Raw genomic sequence first — 17,760 nt, 5'->3', positions numbered from 1 at the left:
GAGACACGGAGCACCCGCAAGGCGGGCGCTCCGGCTGATGTGGGCGGATCAGGCCTTAGCGGCTGGCCGCCTGCGCCGCTGCCGCTTGCGGTTGCCGGCCGCATGCGAACCGTTCGCGCCCTGCGACTGGCCATGGCCGTGGGCACGGCCGTTGCCCTGGCCGCCCTGGCGTGGCTGCCGCTGCCCCTGCTTGGGACGCGGTGCGCCGGCGTCCAGGCGCAGCGGGGCCGACGGTTCGAAGCCGGCGACGTCGGTGATGGCCACGTCCTTGTCCAGCAGGCGGCGGATGTCGCGCAGCAGCCCGGATTCGTCGTGGCTGACCAGCGACAGGGCCAGGCCCTCGGCACCCGCGCGGCCGGTCCGGCCGATGCGGTGCACGTAATCCTCGGCGACCATCGGCAGGTCGTAATTGATCACCACCGGCAACTGGTCGATGTCGATGCCGCGTGCGGCGATGTCGGTCGCCACCAGTACGGTGATGCGGCCGCTCTTGAAGTCGCCCAGTGCACGGGTACGCGCGTTCTGGCTCTTGTTGCCGTGGATCGCCGCGGCGCGCAGGCCGGAAGCCTCCAGGAACTTCACCAGCTTGTCGGCGCCGTGCTTGGTGCGGCTGAACACCAGCGTCTGTCGCCGGCTGTCCTCGCTGAGCACGTGCAGCAGCAAGTCGCGCTTGCGCTCGGCGTCGACCGGGTGCACCCGGTGGGTGATCAGCTGGGTCACGGTATTCGGCGGGGTCACCGAAACTTCGCGCGGCTGGTGCATGAACTGCATCGCCAGTGCCTTGATCGGGGCCGCGAAGGTGGCGGAGAACAGCAGGGTCTGGCGGGCGGCGGGCAGCGCCGAAAGCACACGCTTGAGCGCCGGCAGGAAGCCCATGTCGAGCATGCGGTCGGCTTCGTCCAGCACCAGCACCTCAATGCCGGACAGGTCGACGGTGCGCTGCTGCATGTGGTCGATCAGGCGACCCGGCGTGGCGATGATCACGTCCACGCCGCGGCGCAGCGCATTGATCTGCGGGTTCATGCCGACGCCGCCGAAGATCACCGTGCTGCGCACCTTCAGGTGACGCGCATAGGCGCGCAGGTTGTCGTCGATCTGCGCAGCCAGTTCGCGGGTGGGCGTGAGCACCAGCGCGCGCGGTTTGCGGGTGGTTGCGGGGGTGTCGGCCAGCCGCTGCAGCAGGGGCAGCGCGAAGGCGGCGGTCTTGCCGGTGCCGGTCTGTGCGGCGGCCAGCAGGTCGTGGCCTTCCAGCACCACCGGGATGGCGGCGGCCTGGATCGGGGTGGGCTCGGCGTAGCCCTGTTCGGCAAGCGCACGCAGCAACGCGGGCGCAAGGCCCAGCGATTCAAAAGACATGGAACAACTCCTATGTGCAACCCGGAGCGTTCGTGCAGAACCGTGTTGCGGTGGGGGAATGGACGGCGGCGAAAGCCGCGACGGTGGGGGAACCGTCGCGCAAGTATAGCCGAAACCGGTCGAAATACCGTGTCGTATCGTGCGGTGTGCGCCAGGATCGAAACGCGAGGGTGCCGGTGCGCATGGAGCCATCGCCGACTCGTGTTAGCCTCCGCCGACTGTTGCTCTGTTGGAGACGAGGCATGCCGTTCCTGGCTTCCCTGCGCGAACTGAATAGCCAGCAGCGCCATACCGTGCTGGCCAGCTTCCTTGGCTGGACGCTGGACGCGTTTGATTTCTTCCTGCTGGTTTTCGTCATGAGCAATATCGCCGGCGACTTCCACGTGAAGACTCCCGAGGTGGCTTTCAGCATCCTGCTGACCCTGGGCGCCCGTCCGCTGGGCGCGCTGCTGTTCGGCCGGCTGGCCGACCGCTTCGGGCGCAAGCCAGTGCTGATGATCGACGTACTGTGTTTCGCCGCGCTGGAACTGGCCTGTGCCTTCGCGCCATCCCTGGGCGTGCTGCTGGTGCTGCGCTTCCTGTTCGGAGTGGCGATGGGCGGCGAGTGGGGCATCGGAGCCTCGCTGGCGATGGAGAGCATTCCGTCGAAGTCGCGCGGGCTGGTCTCGGGTCTGCTGCAGAGTGGCTATCCGTTCGGCTACTTCCTGGCCGCGATCACCTACTGGCTGGTCTTCAGCGTATTCGGTCTGAACTGGCGCGCCATGTTCGTGGCCGGTGCGCTGCCGTCGCTGCTGGTGCTCTACCTGCGCAGCAAGGTGCCGGAATCGCCGGTGTGGCAGGCGGCGCAGGCACGGTCGGAGCCAAGCAGCGCGCGGAAGGCGATGCGCGGCCAGGGTCGTCGGCTGGTCTACATGATGCTGCTGATGGCCGCGTTCAACATGTTCAGTCATGGCTCGCAGGACATGTATCCGACCTTCCTCAAGTCGCAGCTGCATTTTGGCCCGGGCGAGGTGACCGTGCTGACGATGCTGCTGAATGTCGGCGCGATCATCGGTGGCCTGAGCTTCGGCGCATGGTCGGAGCGGGTGGGGCGCAGGCGTGCGATCACCGTGGCGGCGCTGCTCGCGTTGCCGTGCATTCCGCTGTGGATGTACGGCGGTTCGCTGGTGCTGCTGGCGATCGGCGCGTTCCTGATCCAGGTGATGGTCCAGGGCGCCTGGGGCGTGGTGCCGAGCTACCTCAACGAGCTTTCGCCGGATGCGGTGCGTGGCACCCTGCCGGGGTTCGCCTACCAGCTGGGCAACCTGCTTGCCGCCAGCACGGCCTATGTGCAGGCCCGGTTGGCCGAAGCCCATGGAGGCAATTACGCCAGCGTGATGTCGGTCTGGATGGTGGCGGTCGCCCTGCTGCTGGCCCTGCTGGCCTGGCGAGGGCCGGAGGTGCGCGGGGTGCGCTTCGGCCAGCCTCCCGAGGGCTGATACCCCCGCGGTCTGACAACGCCGGGGCCTGATAAACTTGTCGGCCCGATTCCAATGACACAGAGACGAACATGAAGGCTGGCAAGGACAAGGTGATCTCGCTCCACTACACGCTGACGGTGGATGGCGACAAGGTCGAAAGCTCGCATGACCGCGACGAGGCGCTGTGGGTCCTGCTCGGCCACGGCCAGCTGATTCCGGGGCTGGAAACGGCACTGGAAGGGCATGAGGCGGGCGAGAGCCTGCAGGTCGAGATCGCTCCTGCCGACGGTTATGGAGAGCGTCAGGAAGGCCAGATCCAGCGCGTGCCGAAGAAGTACTTCCGCGATGCCAAGTATCTGAAGCCCGGCATGACCACCGTGCTGGCGCTGAAGGAAGGTGGCCAGCGTGCGGTGACCGTGCACAAGGTCGGCATGAGTGCGATCGACGTGGATCTGAACCACCCGATGGCCGGCAAGACGCTGCACTTCGACGTGGCGATCCAGGACGTGCGTGACGCGACCGAGGAGGAGCTGAAGCACGGCCACGCGCATGCTCCGGGCGCTGAGGTGCACTGATTCCGTCCGTACCCGGTAAAACGAAAAGCGGCGCCGTTGGCGCCGTTTTTCGTTTGCTGCAGCGCCGCGGTGGGAGTTCAGTCCAGCAGTCGCTTGCCGTAGGCGAAGTGGGTGCGCCAGTACGGGCCGTCGATATCGTCCAGTCGCACGGTACCGCCACTGTTGGGCGCATGGACGAAGCGTCCCTTGCCGACATAGACGCCCACGTGGCTGATCCCACCGTTGATGTCGAAGAACACCAGGTCACCGCTGACCAGGTCGCGCATCTGTTTCACCTTGCGGCCATCCATACGCGCCATTTCGCGCGAGCTGTGCGGCAGCAGGATGTCGGCGCCATGCCGATAGATGTAGTCGACCAGACCGCTGCAGTCGAAACCACTCTCGGGTGTGTTGCCGCCCCAGTGATAGGGCGTGCCGACCAGCGCCAAGGCACGGAACAGCACGTCGTTGGCGGTGGCGGCCTCACCGCTGGGGGCACGGGCCGGTTCGTCAGCCAGCGAGGAGTGCGAGGCGCGGAAGGTCGGTTCGCGCCGATGCGGGTTGCCGGCACAGGCGGCTAGCAACAGCACGGTGCAGGCCAGCACGCCGCCGCGCCACGGCTGCCGTATCGCGCAGGTGCGGGATCGATGGGCTGGAGTGGTGTTCACGACGATAACCTCGAAAATTGCTTTGTGGTGAGGTTATCAAGTCAATAATTCGTACGCAAATCAATGCTGTCTGTGCTATTTCGAAAATTACTCTCAACTCTGTGGGCGTGCCGGCCGCGATCGGCCGTTGTTCACTGCCTGGGTATCGTGATGGCCTGTTCGTCGAGTGTCTTGCCGCGACTGTCGATGGCCCGCAAGTGGTACTTGCCGGGGAACAGGTACAGGTTCGTTATCGCGCTTTCCTGCAGAAAGGCGTAGCGGTCGGCCGCGATGGCATTGTCGCTTTCATCCGCATACTGGGCTTCGACCACACAGGGCAATTGCTTCCGGCACAATGCCGCACTGATAGGGAACGCCTGCCGCTTGCCGCCCAGGCTCAGCCAGGCGGGGCGAAACATCTTGTCGAGTGCCATGAAGGTGCTGAGCGAAAGATGTGCCGGGTCCGCTACGTTCTTGTACATCTGGCCATCGACTGACTGGCTGTTGCCGAAGGATTTCATGCTCAGTGCCGGCGGCAGGATCACATTGGCGTCATAGAGCTTCGGATCGGCGCTCCAGACCTTTCCGTCGGAACGGTTGATCAGCACGATGGGTCGGGTGGGCCGGAAGCGGGCGATCAGCCGGTGATAGTTGTCCGTGTCCTGCAAGCCCGTCTCGAGAAATTGGGTCTGGTCGATGGACAGCGGCACATGCCCGCTGAGTGCTTCCAGGTGCATCGCCATTGGAGTGATGTCGCCCAGGCGCCCTTTCGCCTTGTCGATGTGCGCGTAGCCTGCCAGCACGAACAGGTGTGCATCGGGATGTTTGGCGAAAACCTCGCGATAGAGGTTCTCGGCCTGTCCGGTCTCGCGCGCCTGTTCGGCGACCTGGTGCTCGATATCGTACGGGACGATGGTGAAACCCAGCCGGATCGCTTCCCGCACGATCTCGCCGTAGATCGGTTCGTGCAGGTATTCGGTGCCGCTGGATCTGACTGGGTATCCGCGCTTCTGCAGGCCTGGGTCGGTGTCGACCAGTGCCTCCGCCGCAAAATAGCGGAAGCCGAGTGCATACAGGCGTGGCAGCAGAGCGAGGGCCAGCACGCGGGTCTGGGCGTCGTGGTGCGCTTCGTTGACCATCACGATATGACGATGCGCCGCGAGCCTGGCAATCACGTCCACTGCCCCAGCGGGTCGCCATTGGGCGGCCGTGGGAAGAACCAGTCCGGGCGGCGGACTGACCTTGATCGGGAAACTGAATACCGCCCGGTTGTAGAGGCCCAGCTCGCTTTCGGCGGAGGCCAGCATCTGCATGGCGACGATACGATCGTCCGCATTCAGGTGCGGCATCTCGTTCTGTAGGTAGGTGTAACGCGCCAGCGCGCTCGGCAGTGCGAAAAGCGTCCTGAAAAGCCGGATCTCGACAGGGTCGAATGACTGCGCCGAGGCTGCGGTCGAGAGCAGCAGGACCGCGACAAGGAGTGTGCGTAATACCCTGTTCGACATGGAGGACTCATGCGACCGATATCCAATGATCGTGCGCTTCGCACACACGGGTAATCAAGTGCCATGACCTGTTCCTTGATCCCTGATGGCTGTGCTTAGAATGGCGGCATGAATGATCACAGCAGCGATGTACTGATTCTGGGCGGCGGCGTGATCGGCCTATCGTGCGCGCTGTTCCTGCTCAGGTCGGGCATCAGTGTGCGGGTGCTGGAGCAGGGCATGCCGGGCAACGGTGCCTCGCACGGCAACTGCGGCACGATCACGCCCAGTCATGCGCCTTCGCTGGCCATGCCTGGCACCTTCGGCATGGCGCTGCGCTCGATCCTGCATGCTGACGCGCCGCTTTATCTCAATCCGCGTTTCGATGGCCCGCGCCTGCGCTGGCTGCTCGGCTTCGCGCGGCATTGCAACTGGCGTGACTTCCAGCGCGCCACGGTGGCGCGCGCGGCCATCCTGCAACGCTCGCGTCGTCTGCTGGCCGAACTGATCCAGACGGAGGGCCTTGAGTGCGAGTTCACCGAAACCGGAGTGCTCTACGTTTACCGCACCACCAAGCCGCTGGCCGACGACGAACGCCATCACGCCGCCGTGCTCGATGGCCTGGGCGTCGAGACGCAGCGGCTGCGTGGTGAGGATGTCGAGGCGATGGAGCCGGTGCTGAAGCCGGGCGTGGTCGGCGGCCTGTTCCACCCGGGAGATGCCCAGCTGCGCCCCGATCGTTATGTGTCGCAGCTGGCCGAGCGCGTGCGGGCACTGGGCGGAGCGATCGTCTCCGGTGCGAAAATCGACCGGCTGGATACCGATGCGAAGCGTCTCACCCATGTTCGCAGCACGCGCGGCGTCTTCAGTGGCGAACAGGTGATGATGGCGTTGGGCGCATGGACGCCGATGCTGGGGCGCATGCTTGGCCTGCGCGTACCGATGCAGCCGGGCAAGGGCTATTCGCTCACCTACACCCGGCCTGTCCGCGTACCGCGCCGTGCGCTGGTGCTGCGCGAGCCGTCGGTATGCGTGACCACCTGGTCCAGCGGTTACCGGCTGGGCAGCACCATGGAATTCTCGGGTTATGCGGAAGGCCTCAACCAGACCCGTCTCGACGCACTGCGTCGAGGTGCGGCTGCGGGCATGCACGAGCCCGAGGGCGCGGAGTTGCTGGAGGAATGGTGGGGTTGGCGCCCGATGTGTGTGGACGAAGTGCCGATCATCGGGCCCAGTTCGCGTTGGGCCAACCTGCATTTCGCCACCGCGCACGGCATGCTGGGTGTGAGCATGTCGGCCGCCACCGGCGAACTGGTGGCGGCACAGCTTGCCGGAACGGCGCCGGCGATCGATCCGGCGCCCTACGCGCCAGCGCGCTTCGGTATCTGAAGCGCGCCATCACTCACCGGCCAGGATCACGGTTTGCGGATGCGATTTCCGCGTTGCCGAGCCGGGCGATCTGCTGTTGCCGCATGCGCCGCGTTGGCGCGACACTGCGTGGTCATGGAAACCCATACCCTGCATCGCGGCAGCGTGCCGCTACTGATCAGCCTGCCGCACGACGGCAGTCATATTCCCAACGACATCGCGGCGCGCATGCGACCGGCCGCGCGTCACTCGCCGGACACCGACTGGCATGTCGGTCAGCTTTACGGACCGTTGGCGGAGGAACTGGGCGCCAGCCTGATCCGGCCGCTGGCCTCGCGCTACGTGGTCGACCTCAACCGACCGGCCGATGGGCATGCGCTGTATCCGGGGCGCCGCGAAACCGGCCTGGTCTCGACCGTCGGTTTCGATGGCGAGCCGCTGTACCTCGACGGCTGTGAACCCGATGCGGCTGAGGTGGCACAACGCGTCACCGACTGGTGGCGGCCGTATCACCAGTCACTGGCGGACGAGGTGCAACGGCTGCGCGAGCGCTTCGGCTCGGTGGTGCTGTGGGAAGGGCATTCGATCCGTAGCCAGGTGCCGATGCTGTTCGAGGGGCGGCTGCCGGATTTCAACCTGGGCACGGCCGATGGCGCCAGCTGCAGCGCCGAACTGCAGTGGCAACTCACCAATGTGCTCGAATCGCAGGATGCCTACGACTTCGTGGTCAACGGGCGTTTCAAGGGTGGTTTCATCACCCGTCATTTCGGCCAGCCGGACGAGGGCGTGCAGGGGATCCAACTGGAGTTGGCCCAGCATCGCTACATGGACGAAGGCAGTTTCGAGTGGGATGCGACGAAGGCGCGTCCGGTGCAGGATCTGATCCGGCGCCTGCTGCAGGCCTGCCTGGCTTAGATCCTGCCGGGGCCATACCGGGGGTGGCTCGTTCAGTTTCGGTATGCCAGGGCGGTCGCATTGTTGGCCCGTCGCGCCGCTCGAGGCAGCCGGGTTCCGGCCGGGTCCGCGACACTACATCACGTAGAGGCTCATGATCATGATTCGTAAATTCGCAATCGCTATCCTGCTGGTGGTGGGTGTGGCCCTTTCCGGATCGGTGCTGGCCCAGACCACCGAGCAGCCCACGCCCAAGGCCATGGCGGCGCCCCATGCGACGACGGCCGAACATCATCACGCCAAGAAGCATCACAAGCATCACCACAAGCACCATCATCACCATCACCACAAGGCGCATGCCAAGAAGGCCGCCAAGCCGATGACCGACGGCAACACCGGGAAGTGAAGACGATCGGGCGCGCCGCAGGCTTGCAGCCCGCTCGGAAACCCGGCGCACATCGTGCGCCGGGTTTTTTCATGCCTGGGGCAGCAGTGCCGCCACGCACTTCAACTCGATCGCAATCGGCGTGGGCAAGGCGGTGATGCCCACTGTGGTGCGACAGGCATCCACCCCGGCAAAGCATTCGGCATAGATGCGGTTATAGCTGGCAAAGTCGCGGGTCATGTCGGTCAGGAACACGGTGATATCGACCAGGTCCTGCCAGCGTGCACCACTGGCTTCGAGCACCGCACGCACGTTGGCGAATACCTGGCGGCATTGCGCCTCGATGTCATAGCTCAACAGCCTGCCGTCGGCGTCGTGGACATTGCCGGGAATGACATGCGTGCCGGGTTCGCGCGGGCCGACGCCGGACAGGAACAGCAGCTGGCCCACGCGCCGCGCATGCGGATACGCGCCCACCGGCGCCGGGGCGGCGTCGGTGCGCACGATGTCGCTCATGCCGGCGCCTTCCAGCGTTCGGCCAGCCCGGTGAGGGCAGCGTGGTAGGCGTCGTGCAACTGGTCGTTACCACGCACATCCAGACCGAGGTCGTGGATGTGACCATTGTCCAGACCGTAGATCCAGGCATGCACGGCCAGCGGCTGGCCACGCTCCCAGGCATCGCGCACGATGGTGGTGCGGCAGACGTTCACCGCCTGTTCGATGGCGTTCAACTCGCACAGGTGTGCGTGACGTATGGTCATGGCCTGGGCCGGATCGAGCCGGTCGGCGTGCTTCATGGCGATGTCGTCGATGTGCTTCAGCCAGTTGTCGATCAGGCCCAGCTGCGATTTCGCCAGCACCGCACCGACGCCGCCGCAACCGTAGTGGCCGACCACCAGGATGTGTTTCACCTTCAGCGTGTCCACCGCGAACTGAATGGTGCTGAGTGCGTTGAGATCGGAATGCACCACCACGTTGGCGACGTTGCGGTGGACGAAGATCTCGCCCGGCGGCAGATCGACGATCTGGGTGGCGGGCACGCGCGAATCAGAGCAGCCGATCCACAGATATTTCGGCGCCTGCTGCTTGGACAAGCTCTCGAAGAACTGCGGGTCCTGGGCAGTGACGCCTTCAGCCCAGCGACGGTTGTTGGCAAGAAGATCTTTGAGTGAATCCATCGGAGTGACCTTGGTGAGGTGAATGTTTGTCAGTAGCGGATGCAGAGATTCTTCGGTTCGGTGAAGAAGCGCAGCGCTTCGACACCGCCCTCGCGACCGATGCCGGAATGCTTGACCCCGCCGAACGGGGTGCGCAGGTCGCGCAGCATCCAGCAGTTGACCCATACGATGCCGAAGTCGAGTTGCGTGCCGAGCCGGTGTGCACGGGCCAGGTCGCGGGTCCACAGCGAGGCGGCCAGTCCGTAGCCGGTGCCGTTCGCGATCGCCAGGGCCTCCGCTTCGTCGTCGAACGGGATCAAGGTGACGACCGGGCCGAAAATTTCCTGCTGGTTGGTGGCGGCATCGTTGTCCAGCCCCTCGATCACCGTGGGTGCCACGAACCAGCCATCGGCACAGCGGCCATCGATCCGCACGGCCTCGCCGCCGCACAGTATGCGACCGCCCTCGGTACGGGCCTGCGTGATGCATGCCGTGACCTTGTCGAAATGGGCTTTCGATACCAGCGCGCCAAGATCGCTGCGCGCGTCTTCCGGGTCGCCGACGCGCAGGGTGCCGACGCGCTCCAGATAGCGCTCGCGGAAGCGTTCGTAGATCGAGCGCTGTACCAGCAAGCGTGAGCCGCACAGACAGATCTCGCCCTGGTTGGCGAAGCCCGAGCGCACGATGGTGTCGAGATTGTCGTCGGACAGATCGGCGTCGGCGAACACGATGGCGGGGTTCTTGCCGCCCAGTTCCAGCGAGAGTTTCTTGAAGCGGGGAGCGGCGGTGGCGGCGATGCGTGCCCCGGTGGCGGTGCTGCCGGTAAACGACACGGCCTTCACCGCCGGATGCTCGACGATGGCCTGGCCGACGCTGGGGCCGCGACCGTGCACGATGTTCAACACGCCGGGTGGCAGTCCCGCCTCGATGCTCAGCTCGCCCAGCAGGGCGGCCGTGCAGGGCGTGATCTCCGAAGGTTTGGCGACCACCGCGTTGCCGGCGGCCAGCGCCGGTGCGATCTTCCAGGTGAACAGGTACAGCGGCAGGTTCCAGGGACTGATGCAGCCGACCACGCCCAGCGGCTGGCGCAGGGTGACGTTGATCGCGCCAGTGCCTGGCGTGCCGGATTCGGTGGCGTGCGACTCGCTGCTCCAGGTCACGATGGCGGCGGCGAAGTAGCGCAGGTTGCTGACCGCGCGCGGAATGTCCACGCTGCGGGCCAACTGCAGCGGTTTGCCGCTGTCGCGTGACTCCAGTGCCGCGAATGCATCCAGTCGTGCTTCGATCAGGTCGGCCAGACGGAACAGCCGTTGTGCGCGCTGTTCCACCGGCATGGCGGCCCAGCCGGGTGTGGCACGGCGGGCTGCCTGGACGGCGGTTTCGACGTCCGTGGCATCGCTGTCCGGGCAGTGTGCGAATGGCGCTGCGGTAGCAGGTTCGAACACGTCGAGGTAGGACATGCTGGCCGGTGCGTGCAAGTGGCCGTCGATCAGGTTGGCAAGACGCATGGGCATTCCTGCAAGCTTAAAACCTGCCCGCGTCGATTGCACCGGACGCGGGCGTATGCCCGGCGCGGCTCAGCTCAGCGCGCGGGTGCGGCCACCGTCCACCGCGATGCTGACGCCGTTGACATAGGCGGCGGCCGGCGTGCACAGGAATGCGACCACCGCGGCGACCTCCGCGGGTTCGCCGAAGCGACGTGCCGGCACCGTGGCCAGCATGTCGCGGGCGATGTCGTCGGGGTCGCGGCCGCTGGCCTGCACCCTGGCTGCCAGCAGGCCGTCCAGGCGCGCAGTGCGGGTGTAGCCGGGCAGCACGTTGTTGACGGTGATGCCGTCGGCGGCCACTTCGCCGGCCAGCGTCTTGGCCCAGCTGGCGACGGCGGCACGCACCGTATTGGAGACGCCCAGCCCGGCGATGGGTTCCTTCACCGAGGTGGAGATCACATTCACGATGCGCCCGTAGCCGGCTTCGCGCATGCCGGCGAGAAACGCCTGTACCAGGGTCTGTCCGGCCAGCAGGTGCTGGCGGAAGGCGGTTTCGAAGGCGCTTGTCGTGGCCGTGTGCACCGGTCCGCCGGGCGGGCCGCCGGTATTGTTGATGAGGATGTGGACCGGGGCCATGGCAGCAATCGCGTCGGCGACTTCACCGAGTCTCGCGGTATCGAGCATGTCCACGCTGTGCCATGCATGACGCTGGCCGTCGCGACACGGCAGTGCCGCGGCCAGTGCCTGCAGCGATTCGGCGGAGCGGGCGAGCAGGGTGACGCTCGCCCCCAGTTCGGCCAGTTCGATGGCGCTGGCACGGCCGATGCCCTGCGAGGCGCCGCAGACCAGTGCGTGGTGCCCGCTCAGATCGAGTTTCATCGTGAGGGCCTCCTGGTGGCGGTTTGCGAAATTCGACGGTGTGCGGTTTGCAGGTTACAGCCGTTGCGCCCACTGCAGTCCGAGCGCGACCAGCCAGCAGCCCCAGGCCAGCCACTGGCTGTAGCGCCAGACCCGCCACCAGCCCGTGATCGCGGGGTCGCCGATGGCCTGGATCGCCGGTGAACGCAGCACGTGCTGCATGCGCATCCACAGTCGCAGGCCGCGCACGCCGCCATCGCCTTCGACGATCTGCCATTGCCTGGGGTGCTGGCGGCGCAGCACACCGGCCACGCGGAATGGCGCCATGTAGTGAAGGATCAGGCAGACCAGGCCTGCCAGCAGCAGGGCGACATAGACAATCACTCGACTCATGTACCGCTTCCGCTCCAATGCACCGGCAGCGCCGTGCGCAGGGTGTGCAGCAGACCCGGGCCCGCCGCGGGCTTGCCGCAGATGCCATGGTCCACTGCGTTGGCATAGCTCTTGGTCATCAGTCCGACCCAGATCGTGCCGTCAGGTCCGTGCGGCACCGTGAAGCTGCCGTTGGACACCATGTTGTTGGGTGTGCCCACCGAGAAGGCGGCGGGCGACTGTTCCCAGTAGGTGCTGCTGGACTGCTGTTGCGCGGAGCTGTAGACCACCAGATAGCGTGCCTCGGGGTTGGACACCGTGATGCTGCCGAAGGCGCCGCTGGCATCGTTGCTCCAGCCCATGTACTCGCACAGGTTCACGTCCTTGGTGTCGATCGGCTGGAAGGCGCTGTCCAGCAGCACCATGGTGGGTGCGAACAAGTAGCTGTCCTTGAGCCAGCGACCGCTGAGGGCCGACTTGAGCCCGATCCGGTAGGGCAGCTTCACGTCGGTCGGCAGGCTGAAGGCCAGGAAGTAGCTGCGCGTGCCGTTGAGATCGGCCACCAGGCTGCCGTCGCCCAGCTTGAACTTCTTGGGGCGCCACGGCAGCAGGTTCTGGTAGGAGAAGTCGGCGAAGCTGCCGCAGCACGGGGTCGCGTCCAGCAATTCCTTCTTCGCCTGGGCCAGGGTCTGACCGGCGTCCTGTACCGGACGCAGGTTCGGTGGCAACAGCTTCCTTGCACTGTGACAGGCGCCCAGCATCATGCACAGGGCGGTGACGAGTACGATGACAGGAAGGCGATAGCGCATCGGGATGAGGTCAGAATTCGGCGGTGCCCGCCGCACGGGGATACGGGATGGCGTCGCGGATGTTGGACAGGCCGCACACGTAGACCAGCAGGCGCTCGAAGCCGAGGCCGAAGCCGGCGTGCGGGACGGTGCCGTAACGGCGCAGGTCACGATACCAGCCGTAGGTAACCGGATCGAGTCCGAACTGGGCCATGCGACGGTCGAGGTAGTCCAGGCGTTCCTCGCGCTGGCTGCCGCCGATGATCTCGCCGATGCCGGGCGCCAGCACGTCCATTGCTGCCACGGTTTTCTCGTCGTCGTTGAGTCGCATGTAGAAAGCCTTGATCGCTTCCGGGTAGTTCATGACGACAACAGGGCGGCCGATATGTTTCTCGGCCAGGTAACGTTCGTGCTCGGTCTGCAGGTCCACGCCCCAGGCGACCGGGTATTCGAACTTCTCGCCGGACTTCTTCAGGATCTCGATGGCGTCGCTGTAGTCGATGCGCTCGAACGGCTGGGCGATGAACTTTTCCAGACGGGTGATGGCGTCCGGCTGCACGCGCTCGGCGAAGAACGCCATGTCGTCCGGGCGTTCGTCCAGCACTGCCTTGAAGATCGCCTTGAGGAAAGCCTCGGCGCAGTCGGCGTCGGCGGCAAGGTCGGCGAAGGCGATTTCCGGCTCGACCATCCAGAATTCGGCCAGATGGCGGGGCGTGTTGGAATTCTCGGCGCGGAAGGTGGGGCCGAAGGTGTAGACCTTGCTCATCGCCAGGCAGTAGGCCTCGACGTTGAGCTGGCCGGACACCGTGAGGAACGCCTCGCGTCCGAAGAAATCCTTGCGGAAATCGATCTTGCCCTCGTCGGTGCGGGGCAGGTTGGCCAGGTCCAGCGTGGACAGGCGGAACATGTCGCCCGCGCCCTCGGCGTCGGAAGTAGTGATGATCGGTGTGTTGATCCAGCAGAAGCCCTGTTCGGTCAGATGGCGGTGGATCGCCGTCATCATGGTGTGCCGCACGCGGGTGACGGCGCCGAACAGATTGGTGCGCGGGCGCAGGTGGGCCACTTCGCGCAGGAACTCCATCGAGTGCTGCTTGGGCTGGATCGGATAGGTTTCCGGGTCGTCCACGAAACCGGTGACCTCGATCGCGCTGGCCTGGATCTCGAACGCCTGGCCCTTGCCCTGTGACGCCACCAGCGTGCCGCTGACGATCACGCCGGCGCCGGCGGTGAGGTGCTTCACCTCGTTCTCGTAGTTGGCCAGGGTGGCCGGTGCCACGGCCTGGATCGGGTCGAAACAGGAGCCGTCGGTCACATTGACGAAGGACAGCCCGGCCTTGGAATCGCGCCGGGTGCGGACCCAGCCGCGCACGGTTACCTGGCTGCCGGCCTCGAGCTGGCCGGATAGCGCGCGCTTGACGCTGACCACCGTCATGGATTGAAACTCCTGGTTGGGCGCCGCATGTAGGCGCATGGGGACAAACCGCCATGATAATGTAGGCATGCCGGCCCCGCGACCTTTCGCCACGCATTCCGACCCCGGCAGACACGAATCGCCATGACCTTCACGATTACCCCCGCCGCCAGCCAGCGCATGCGCCAGTTCCTCGACCGTTCCCCCGGTGCGGCCGGCATTCGTTTTGGCGTGAAGCCCACCGGCTGCTCCGGCTTCGGCTACGTGGTCGATTTGGCCGAGCAGATGGGGGCCGACGACCAGTTGGTGGATGTGGACGGCGTGCCGGTGGTGGTCGACAGCCGCAGCCTGCCGCTGGTCGATGGCACGGTGATCGACTTCCAGCGCCAGGGACTCAACGCCAGTTTCGTGTTCAGCAACCCCAATGCCACCGGTGCCTGCGGCTGCGGCGAGAGTTTCACCGTCGGCTGAGCTGCTGGAAGGGCTGCATCGGCCTTGCTGATCAAGCGCTTGCGCGGCAAGCCCGCGGCATCCTACAATCCCGCTTCTGTCCGGCCGCCATCGGTGCGGATGGAACCTTGCCTCACCGCATTGTGCGGGAGGCTGCCAGGCCCGCAAGGGCCGCATCCACAAGGAGTTACCGATCAATGACCCTGCGTCATTACGAAGTCGTGTTCCTGGTCCACCCTGACCAGAGCGAGCAGGTGCCGGCGATGATCGAGCGCTACAAGGCGCTGATCGAGGCCGACGGCGGCAAGATCCACCGCCTGGAAGACTGGGGCCGTCGCCAGCTGGCCTATTCCATCGCCAACCTGGCCAAGGCGCACTACGTGCTGCTGAACATCGAAGTCGGCCAGAACGCGCTGAACGAGCTCGAGTCGGGCTTCCGCTTCAACGACGCCGTGCTGCGCCACCTCGTCATCAAGCGTGACGAAGCCGACACCGAGCCGTCCTTCATCCTGAAGTCGAAGGAAAAGGACGACGCCAAGACCGCACGTCGCCGTGACGACGACAGCGATGGCGACGACCGCCGCAGCAGTCGCGACAGCGACGACAACGACAGCGACGAGTGATAGGAGACACGACATGTCCAAGTTTTTCCGCCGCCGCAAGTTCTGCCGCTTCACTGCCGAGAAGGTGAAGGAGATCGACTACAAGGATCTCAACACCCTGCGTCAGTACATCACCGAGAACGGCAAGATCGTGCCGAGCCGCATCACCGGCACCAAGGCGCGTTACCAGCGCCAGCTGGCGACCGCGATCAAGCGCGCCCGCTTCCTGTCGCTGTTGCCGTATACCGACAACCACGACGTCTGAGGTTGAACCCTTCTCCCCGGCGACGAGGGGAAGGGCGACCCCGGTTCGGACAACCGTCCACGGCTGCGCCGGCCTACCGGCGCTAACGAAAAGGAACACATCATGGAACTCATTCTTCTCGAGAAGGTGCGTGGCCTCGGCAACCTCGGCGACAAGGTCGTCGTGAAGCCGGGCTACGGCCGCAACTACCTGCTGCCGCAGGGCAAGGCCGTTCGCGTCAACGCCGAGAACCTGGCTGCGTTCGAACAGCGCCGCGCCGAGTACGAGGCCAAGGCCAACAAGCAGCTGGCCGACTCCGAGGCCCGTAAGGCCAAGCTGGCCGACGTCTCGGTCACCATCGCCGCGCATGCCAGCCCCGAAGGCAAGCTGTACGGTTCGGTCGGTCCGCGCGACATCGCCGAGGCGCTGCAGAAGCTGGGTCACGACGTGCACAAGGGCGAAGTGATTCAGGGTGAAGGCCCGATCCGCCACACTGGCGAGTTCGAGGTGCTGATCAGCCTGCATGCCGACGTCGAGACGCAGATCAAGGTGGTCGTGGTCGGCGAATAAGCCGTCTGCCGCTGCCCAGATCATGACGGGCGCCTTCGGGCGCCCGTTTTCGTTGTGGTCGCCGGGGCGTGTTATCCACTCCAGCGCACAGCTTATCCACAGCATATCCAGAGAGTTGTTGTCTCGCCCTGTGCGACGCCGCCGCGTATGCTCGACAGCAGTGCCGGTCAGCGCGTCCCGCGGGCGGGCGCCCGTTCTTTCGCGAGGTTGAGAGTCATGTCCTTCGTTCCCGAGCGTCACGCCGAACGGGCGCCGTCCATCGAAACGCTGCGGGTGCCGCCGCATTCGATCGATGCCGAGCAGGCCGTGCTCGGCGGCCTGATGCTGGCGCCCGACGCACTGGACAAGGTGGCCGATCGCCTCGGCGAGGGTGACTTCTACCGCAAGGACCACCGCCTGATCTGGCGCGCGATCAACGAGCTGGCCAACAAGGGCATGCCCTGCGACGCGGTGACCCTGGGCGACTGGTTCGAGGCCAACGGCCTGGCCGAGATGGTGGGTGGCGCCAGCTATTTGGTGGAACTGGCGAACGCCACGCCGAGTGCCGCGAACATTGCCGCCTACGCGGAAATCGTGCGCGAGAAGTCGGTGCTGCGGCAGTTGATCGACGCCGGCACCGCGATCACCGAGGACGGTTACCGGCCCGAGGGCAAGAGCGTGCATGAGGTGCTGGAAAGCGCCGAGCAGCGCGTGTTCCACATTGCCGAATCGGGTGCGCGCGGCAAGAAGGACTCGGTGTCCATGCGCGAAGCGGTGAAGGACGCCTTCCGCCTGCTGCACGAGCGCTACCAGAACCGTGGCCAGCTCACAGGTGTCTCCACCGGGTTCAACGATCTGGACGAGCTGACCTCGGGACTGCAGCCGTCCGACCTGGTCATCGTGGCTGCACGTCCGTCGATGGGCAAGACCGCGTTCTCGGTGAACATCGCCGAGGCGGTCGCGCTGCGGGCTAAGAAGCCGGTGGTGATCTTTTCGATGGAAATGTCCGCCTCGCAGCTGGCTTTCCGTCTGATTTCCTCGGTGGGCCGCATCCACCAGCAGCATCTGCGCAATGGCGACCTGGCCGAGGAAGACTGGCCGCGTGTCACCAATGCCATCGCGCTGCTGTCCGACGCGAAGATCTACATCGACGACACCCCGGGCCTGTCGCCGGTGGAGCTGCGTTCGCGCGCGCGTCGTCTGCACCGCGAGCACGGCGGGCTGGGTCTGATCGTGATCGACTACCTGCAGCTGATGCAGGTGCCCGGGAACAAGGAGAATCGCGCCACCGAGATTTCAGAAATCTCGCGTTCACTGAAGGGGCTCGCCAAGGAACTGAACGTACCCGTGATTGCCCTCTCGCAGTTGAACCGCTCGCTGGAACAGCGCGCCGACAAGCGTCCGATGATGTCCGATCTGCGCGAATCGGGCGCTATCGAACAGGACGCCGACGTGATCATGTTCATCTACCGCGACGAGTACTACAACAAGGAATCGCCGGACAAGGGACTGGCCGAGATCATCATCGGCAAGCAGCGTAACGGCCCCACCGATACGGTGAAGCTGACCTTCCTTGGCCACTACACCAAGTTCGAGAACTACGCGCCCGATTCGTTCGTCGGGTCGTTCGAATGACGGCAGTGGCCGGTCGCCGGGCGCAGCTCCGTCCGGGGCGGTGGTACGGCGACGGTTCC

Annotated in this window: 20 protein-coding genes; 10 read left to right on the top strand and 10 right to left on the bottom strand. The window is 65.5% G+C overall.

Going from position 1 to position 17,760, the window contains the following annotated elements:
* Window positions 1–48 precede the first annotated feature (48 nt).
* Window positions 49–1,356 (bottom strand): DEAD/DEAH box helicase, encoded by a 1,308-nt coding sequence (locus RA164_RS11430; protein WP_329740978.1) that lies wholly within the window; start codon window positions 1,354–1,356, stop codon window positions 49–51.
* 242 nt (window positions 1,357–1,598) lie between these two features.
* Between RA164_RS11430 and RA164_RS11425 the strand changes: the two genes are divergently transcribed.
* Together RA164_RS11425 and RA164_RS11420 are read left to right on the top strand one after the other, a co-directional pair.
* Window positions 1,599–2,834, top strand: coding sequence for an MFS transporter (locus RA164_RS11425; protein WP_329740977.1), 1,236 nt, complete (start codon window positions 1,599–1,601; stop codon window positions 2,832–2,834).
* 71 nt (window positions 2,835–2,905) lie between these two features.
* Window positions 2,906–3,391: an FKBP-type peptidyl-prolyl cis-trans isomerase gene (locus RA164_RS11420; RefSeq protein WP_329740976.1), complete on the top strand. Its 486-nt coding sequence runs from the start codon at window positions 2,906–2,908 to the stop codon at window positions 3,389–3,391.
* 77 nt (window positions 3,392–3,468) lie between these two features.
* Here RA164_RS11420 and RA164_RS11415 read toward each other — a convergent pair whose 3' ends face one another.
* Window positions 3,469–3,999, bottom strand: a complete 531-nt coding sequence (locus RA164_RS11415; RefSeq protein ID WP_329743534.1) for a C40 family peptidase — start codon at window positions 3,997–3,999, stop codon at window positions 3,469–3,471.
* A gap of 170 nt (window positions 4,000–4,169) precedes the next feature.
* A complete protein-coding gene (locus tag RA164_RS11410; RefSeq protein WP_329740975.1) occupies window positions 4,170–5,522 on the bottom strand; it encodes a hypothetical protein in 1,353 nt (450 codons plus the stop codon).
* 108 nt (window positions 5,523–5,630) lie between these two features.
* Here RA164_RS11410 and RA164_RS11405 point away from each other — a divergent pair, with 108 nt between their 5' ends.
* The 3 genes from RA164_RS11405 (at window position 5,631) to RA164_RS11395 (ending at window position 8,169) form a co-directional block, all read left to right on the top strand.
* Window positions 5,631–6,890 (top strand): NAD(P)/FAD-dependent oxidoreductase, encoded by a 1,260-nt coding sequence (locus tag RA164_RS11405; RefSeq protein ID WP_329740974.1) that lies wholly within the window; start codon window positions 5,631–5,633, stop codon window positions 6,888–6,890.
* Between the two features lie 114 nt (window positions 6,891–7,004).
* The gene (hutG, locus tag RA164_RS11400; RefSeq protein WP_329740973.1) at window positions 7,005–7,784 is read left to right on the top strand and encodes an N-formylglutamate deformylase; all 780 of its coding nucleotides are present in this window, start codon (window positions 7,005–7,007) and stop codon (window positions 7,782–7,784) included.
* Between the two features lie 139 nt (window positions 7,785–7,923).
* Complete coding sequence (locus RA164_RS11395) at window positions 7,924–8,169, top strand: hypothetical protein (protein ID WP_329740972.1); 246 nt, start codon at window positions 7,924–7,926, stop codon at window positions 8,167–8,169.
* Window positions 8,170–8,238: 69 nt separating this feature from the next.
* Here RA164_RS11395 and RA164_RS11390 read toward each other — a convergent pair whose 3' ends face one another.
* The 7 genes from RA164_RS11390 to asnS all read right to left on the bottom strand — a co-directional run bounded on the left by RA164_RS11390 (window position 8,239) and on the right by asnS (window position 14,242).
* Entirely contained in the window at window positions 8,239–8,664 is a 426-nt protein-coding gene (locus RA164_RS11390) for a RidA family protein (protein WP_329740971.1), read from the bottom strand.
* Complete coding sequence (gene can / locus RA164_RS11385; protein ID WP_329740970.1) at window positions 8,661–9,326, bottom strand: carbonate dehydratase; 666 nt, start codon at window positions 9,324–9,326, stop codon at window positions 8,661–8,663. The genes RA164_RS11390 and can overlap by 4 nt, the downstream gene beginning before the upstream one ends.
* Before the next feature lie 29 nt (window positions 9,327–9,355).
* Window positions 9,356–10,813 carry an aldehyde dehydrogenase gene (locus RA164_RS11380; RefSeq protein WP_412731024.1) on the bottom strand — a complete coding sequence of 486 codons (1,458 nt, stop codon included), beginning with the start codon at window positions 10,811–10,813 and terminating at the stop codon, window positions 9,356–9,358.
* Between the two features lie 69 nt (window positions 10,814–10,882).
* Entirely contained in the window at window positions 10,883–11,671 is a 789-nt protein-coding gene (locus tag RA164_RS11375) for an SDR family oxidoreductase (RefSeq protein ID WP_329740968.1), read from the bottom strand.
* Window positions 11,672–11,725: 54 nt separating this feature from the next.
* Window positions 11,726–12,043: a hypothetical protein gene (locus RA164_RS11370; RefSeq protein ID WP_329740967.1), complete on the bottom strand. Its 318-nt coding sequence runs from the start codon at window positions 12,041–12,043 to the stop codon at window positions 11,726–11,728.
* Entirely contained in the window at window positions 12,040–12,750 is a 711-nt protein-coding gene (locus tag RA164_RS11365) for a MalM family protein (RefSeq protein WP_329740966.1), read from the bottom strand. The genes RA164_RS11370 and RA164_RS11365 overlap by 4 nt, the downstream gene beginning before the upstream one ends.
* Window positions 12,751–12,841: 91 nt before the next feature.
* Window positions 12,842–14,242, bottom strand: a complete 1,401-nt coding sequence (asnS, locus tag RA164_RS11360) for an asparagine--tRNA ligase (protein ID WP_329740965.1) — start codon at window positions 14,240–14,242, stop codon at window positions 12,842–12,844.
* Window positions 14,243–14,365: 123 nt separating this feature from the next.
* On the opposite strand from asnS, the gene RA164_RS11355 reads away from it, so the two are divergent.
* The 5 genes from RA164_RS11355 (at window position 14,366) to RA164_RS11335 (ending at window position 17,701) form a co-directional block, all read left to right on the top strand.
* Entirely contained in the window at window positions 14,366–14,692 is a 327-nt protein-coding gene (locus tag RA164_RS11355) for a HesB/IscA family protein (RefSeq protein ID WP_329740964.1), read from the top strand.
* Between the two features lie 176 nt (window positions 14,693–14,868).
* Entirely contained in the window at window positions 14,869–15,294 is a 426-nt protein-coding gene (gene rpsF / locus RA164_RS11350) for a 30S ribosomal protein S6 (protein ID WP_329740963.1), read from the top strand.
* A 13-nt stretch (window positions 15,295–15,307) separates the two neighbouring features.
* Window positions 15,308–15,538, top strand: a complete 231-nt coding sequence (rpsR, locus tag RA164_RS11345; RefSeq protein WP_008213232.1) for a 30S ribosomal protein S18 — start codon at window positions 15,308–15,310, stop codon at window positions 15,536–15,538.
* Window positions 15,539–15,640: 102 nt separating this feature from the next.
* Complete coding sequence (rplI, locus tag RA164_RS11340) at window positions 15,641–16,087, top strand: 50S ribosomal protein L9 (protein WP_329740962.1); 447 nt, start codon at window positions 15,641–15,643, stop codon at window positions 16,085–16,087.
* A 216-nt stretch (window positions 16,088–16,303) separates the two neighbouring features.
* The gene (locus RA164_RS11335) at window positions 16,304–17,701 is read left to right on the top strand and encodes a replicative DNA helicase (RefSeq protein ID WP_329740961.1); all 1,398 of its coding nucleotides are present in this window, start codon (window positions 16,304–16,306) and stop codon (window positions 17,699–17,701) included.
* Window positions 17,702–17,760 lie beyond the last annotated feature (59 nt).

It is taken from the genome of Dyella sp. A6, assembly GCF_036320485.1.
Classification (GTDB): domain Bacteria; phylum Pseudomonadota; class Gammaproteobacteria; order Xanthomonadales; family Rhodanobacteraceae; genus Rhodanobacter_A; species Rhodanobacter_A aluminiiresistens.
The sequence above is the reverse complement of the archived record's forward strand: the minus strand, read 5'-3'. Positions and strand labels throughout refer to the sequence as shown.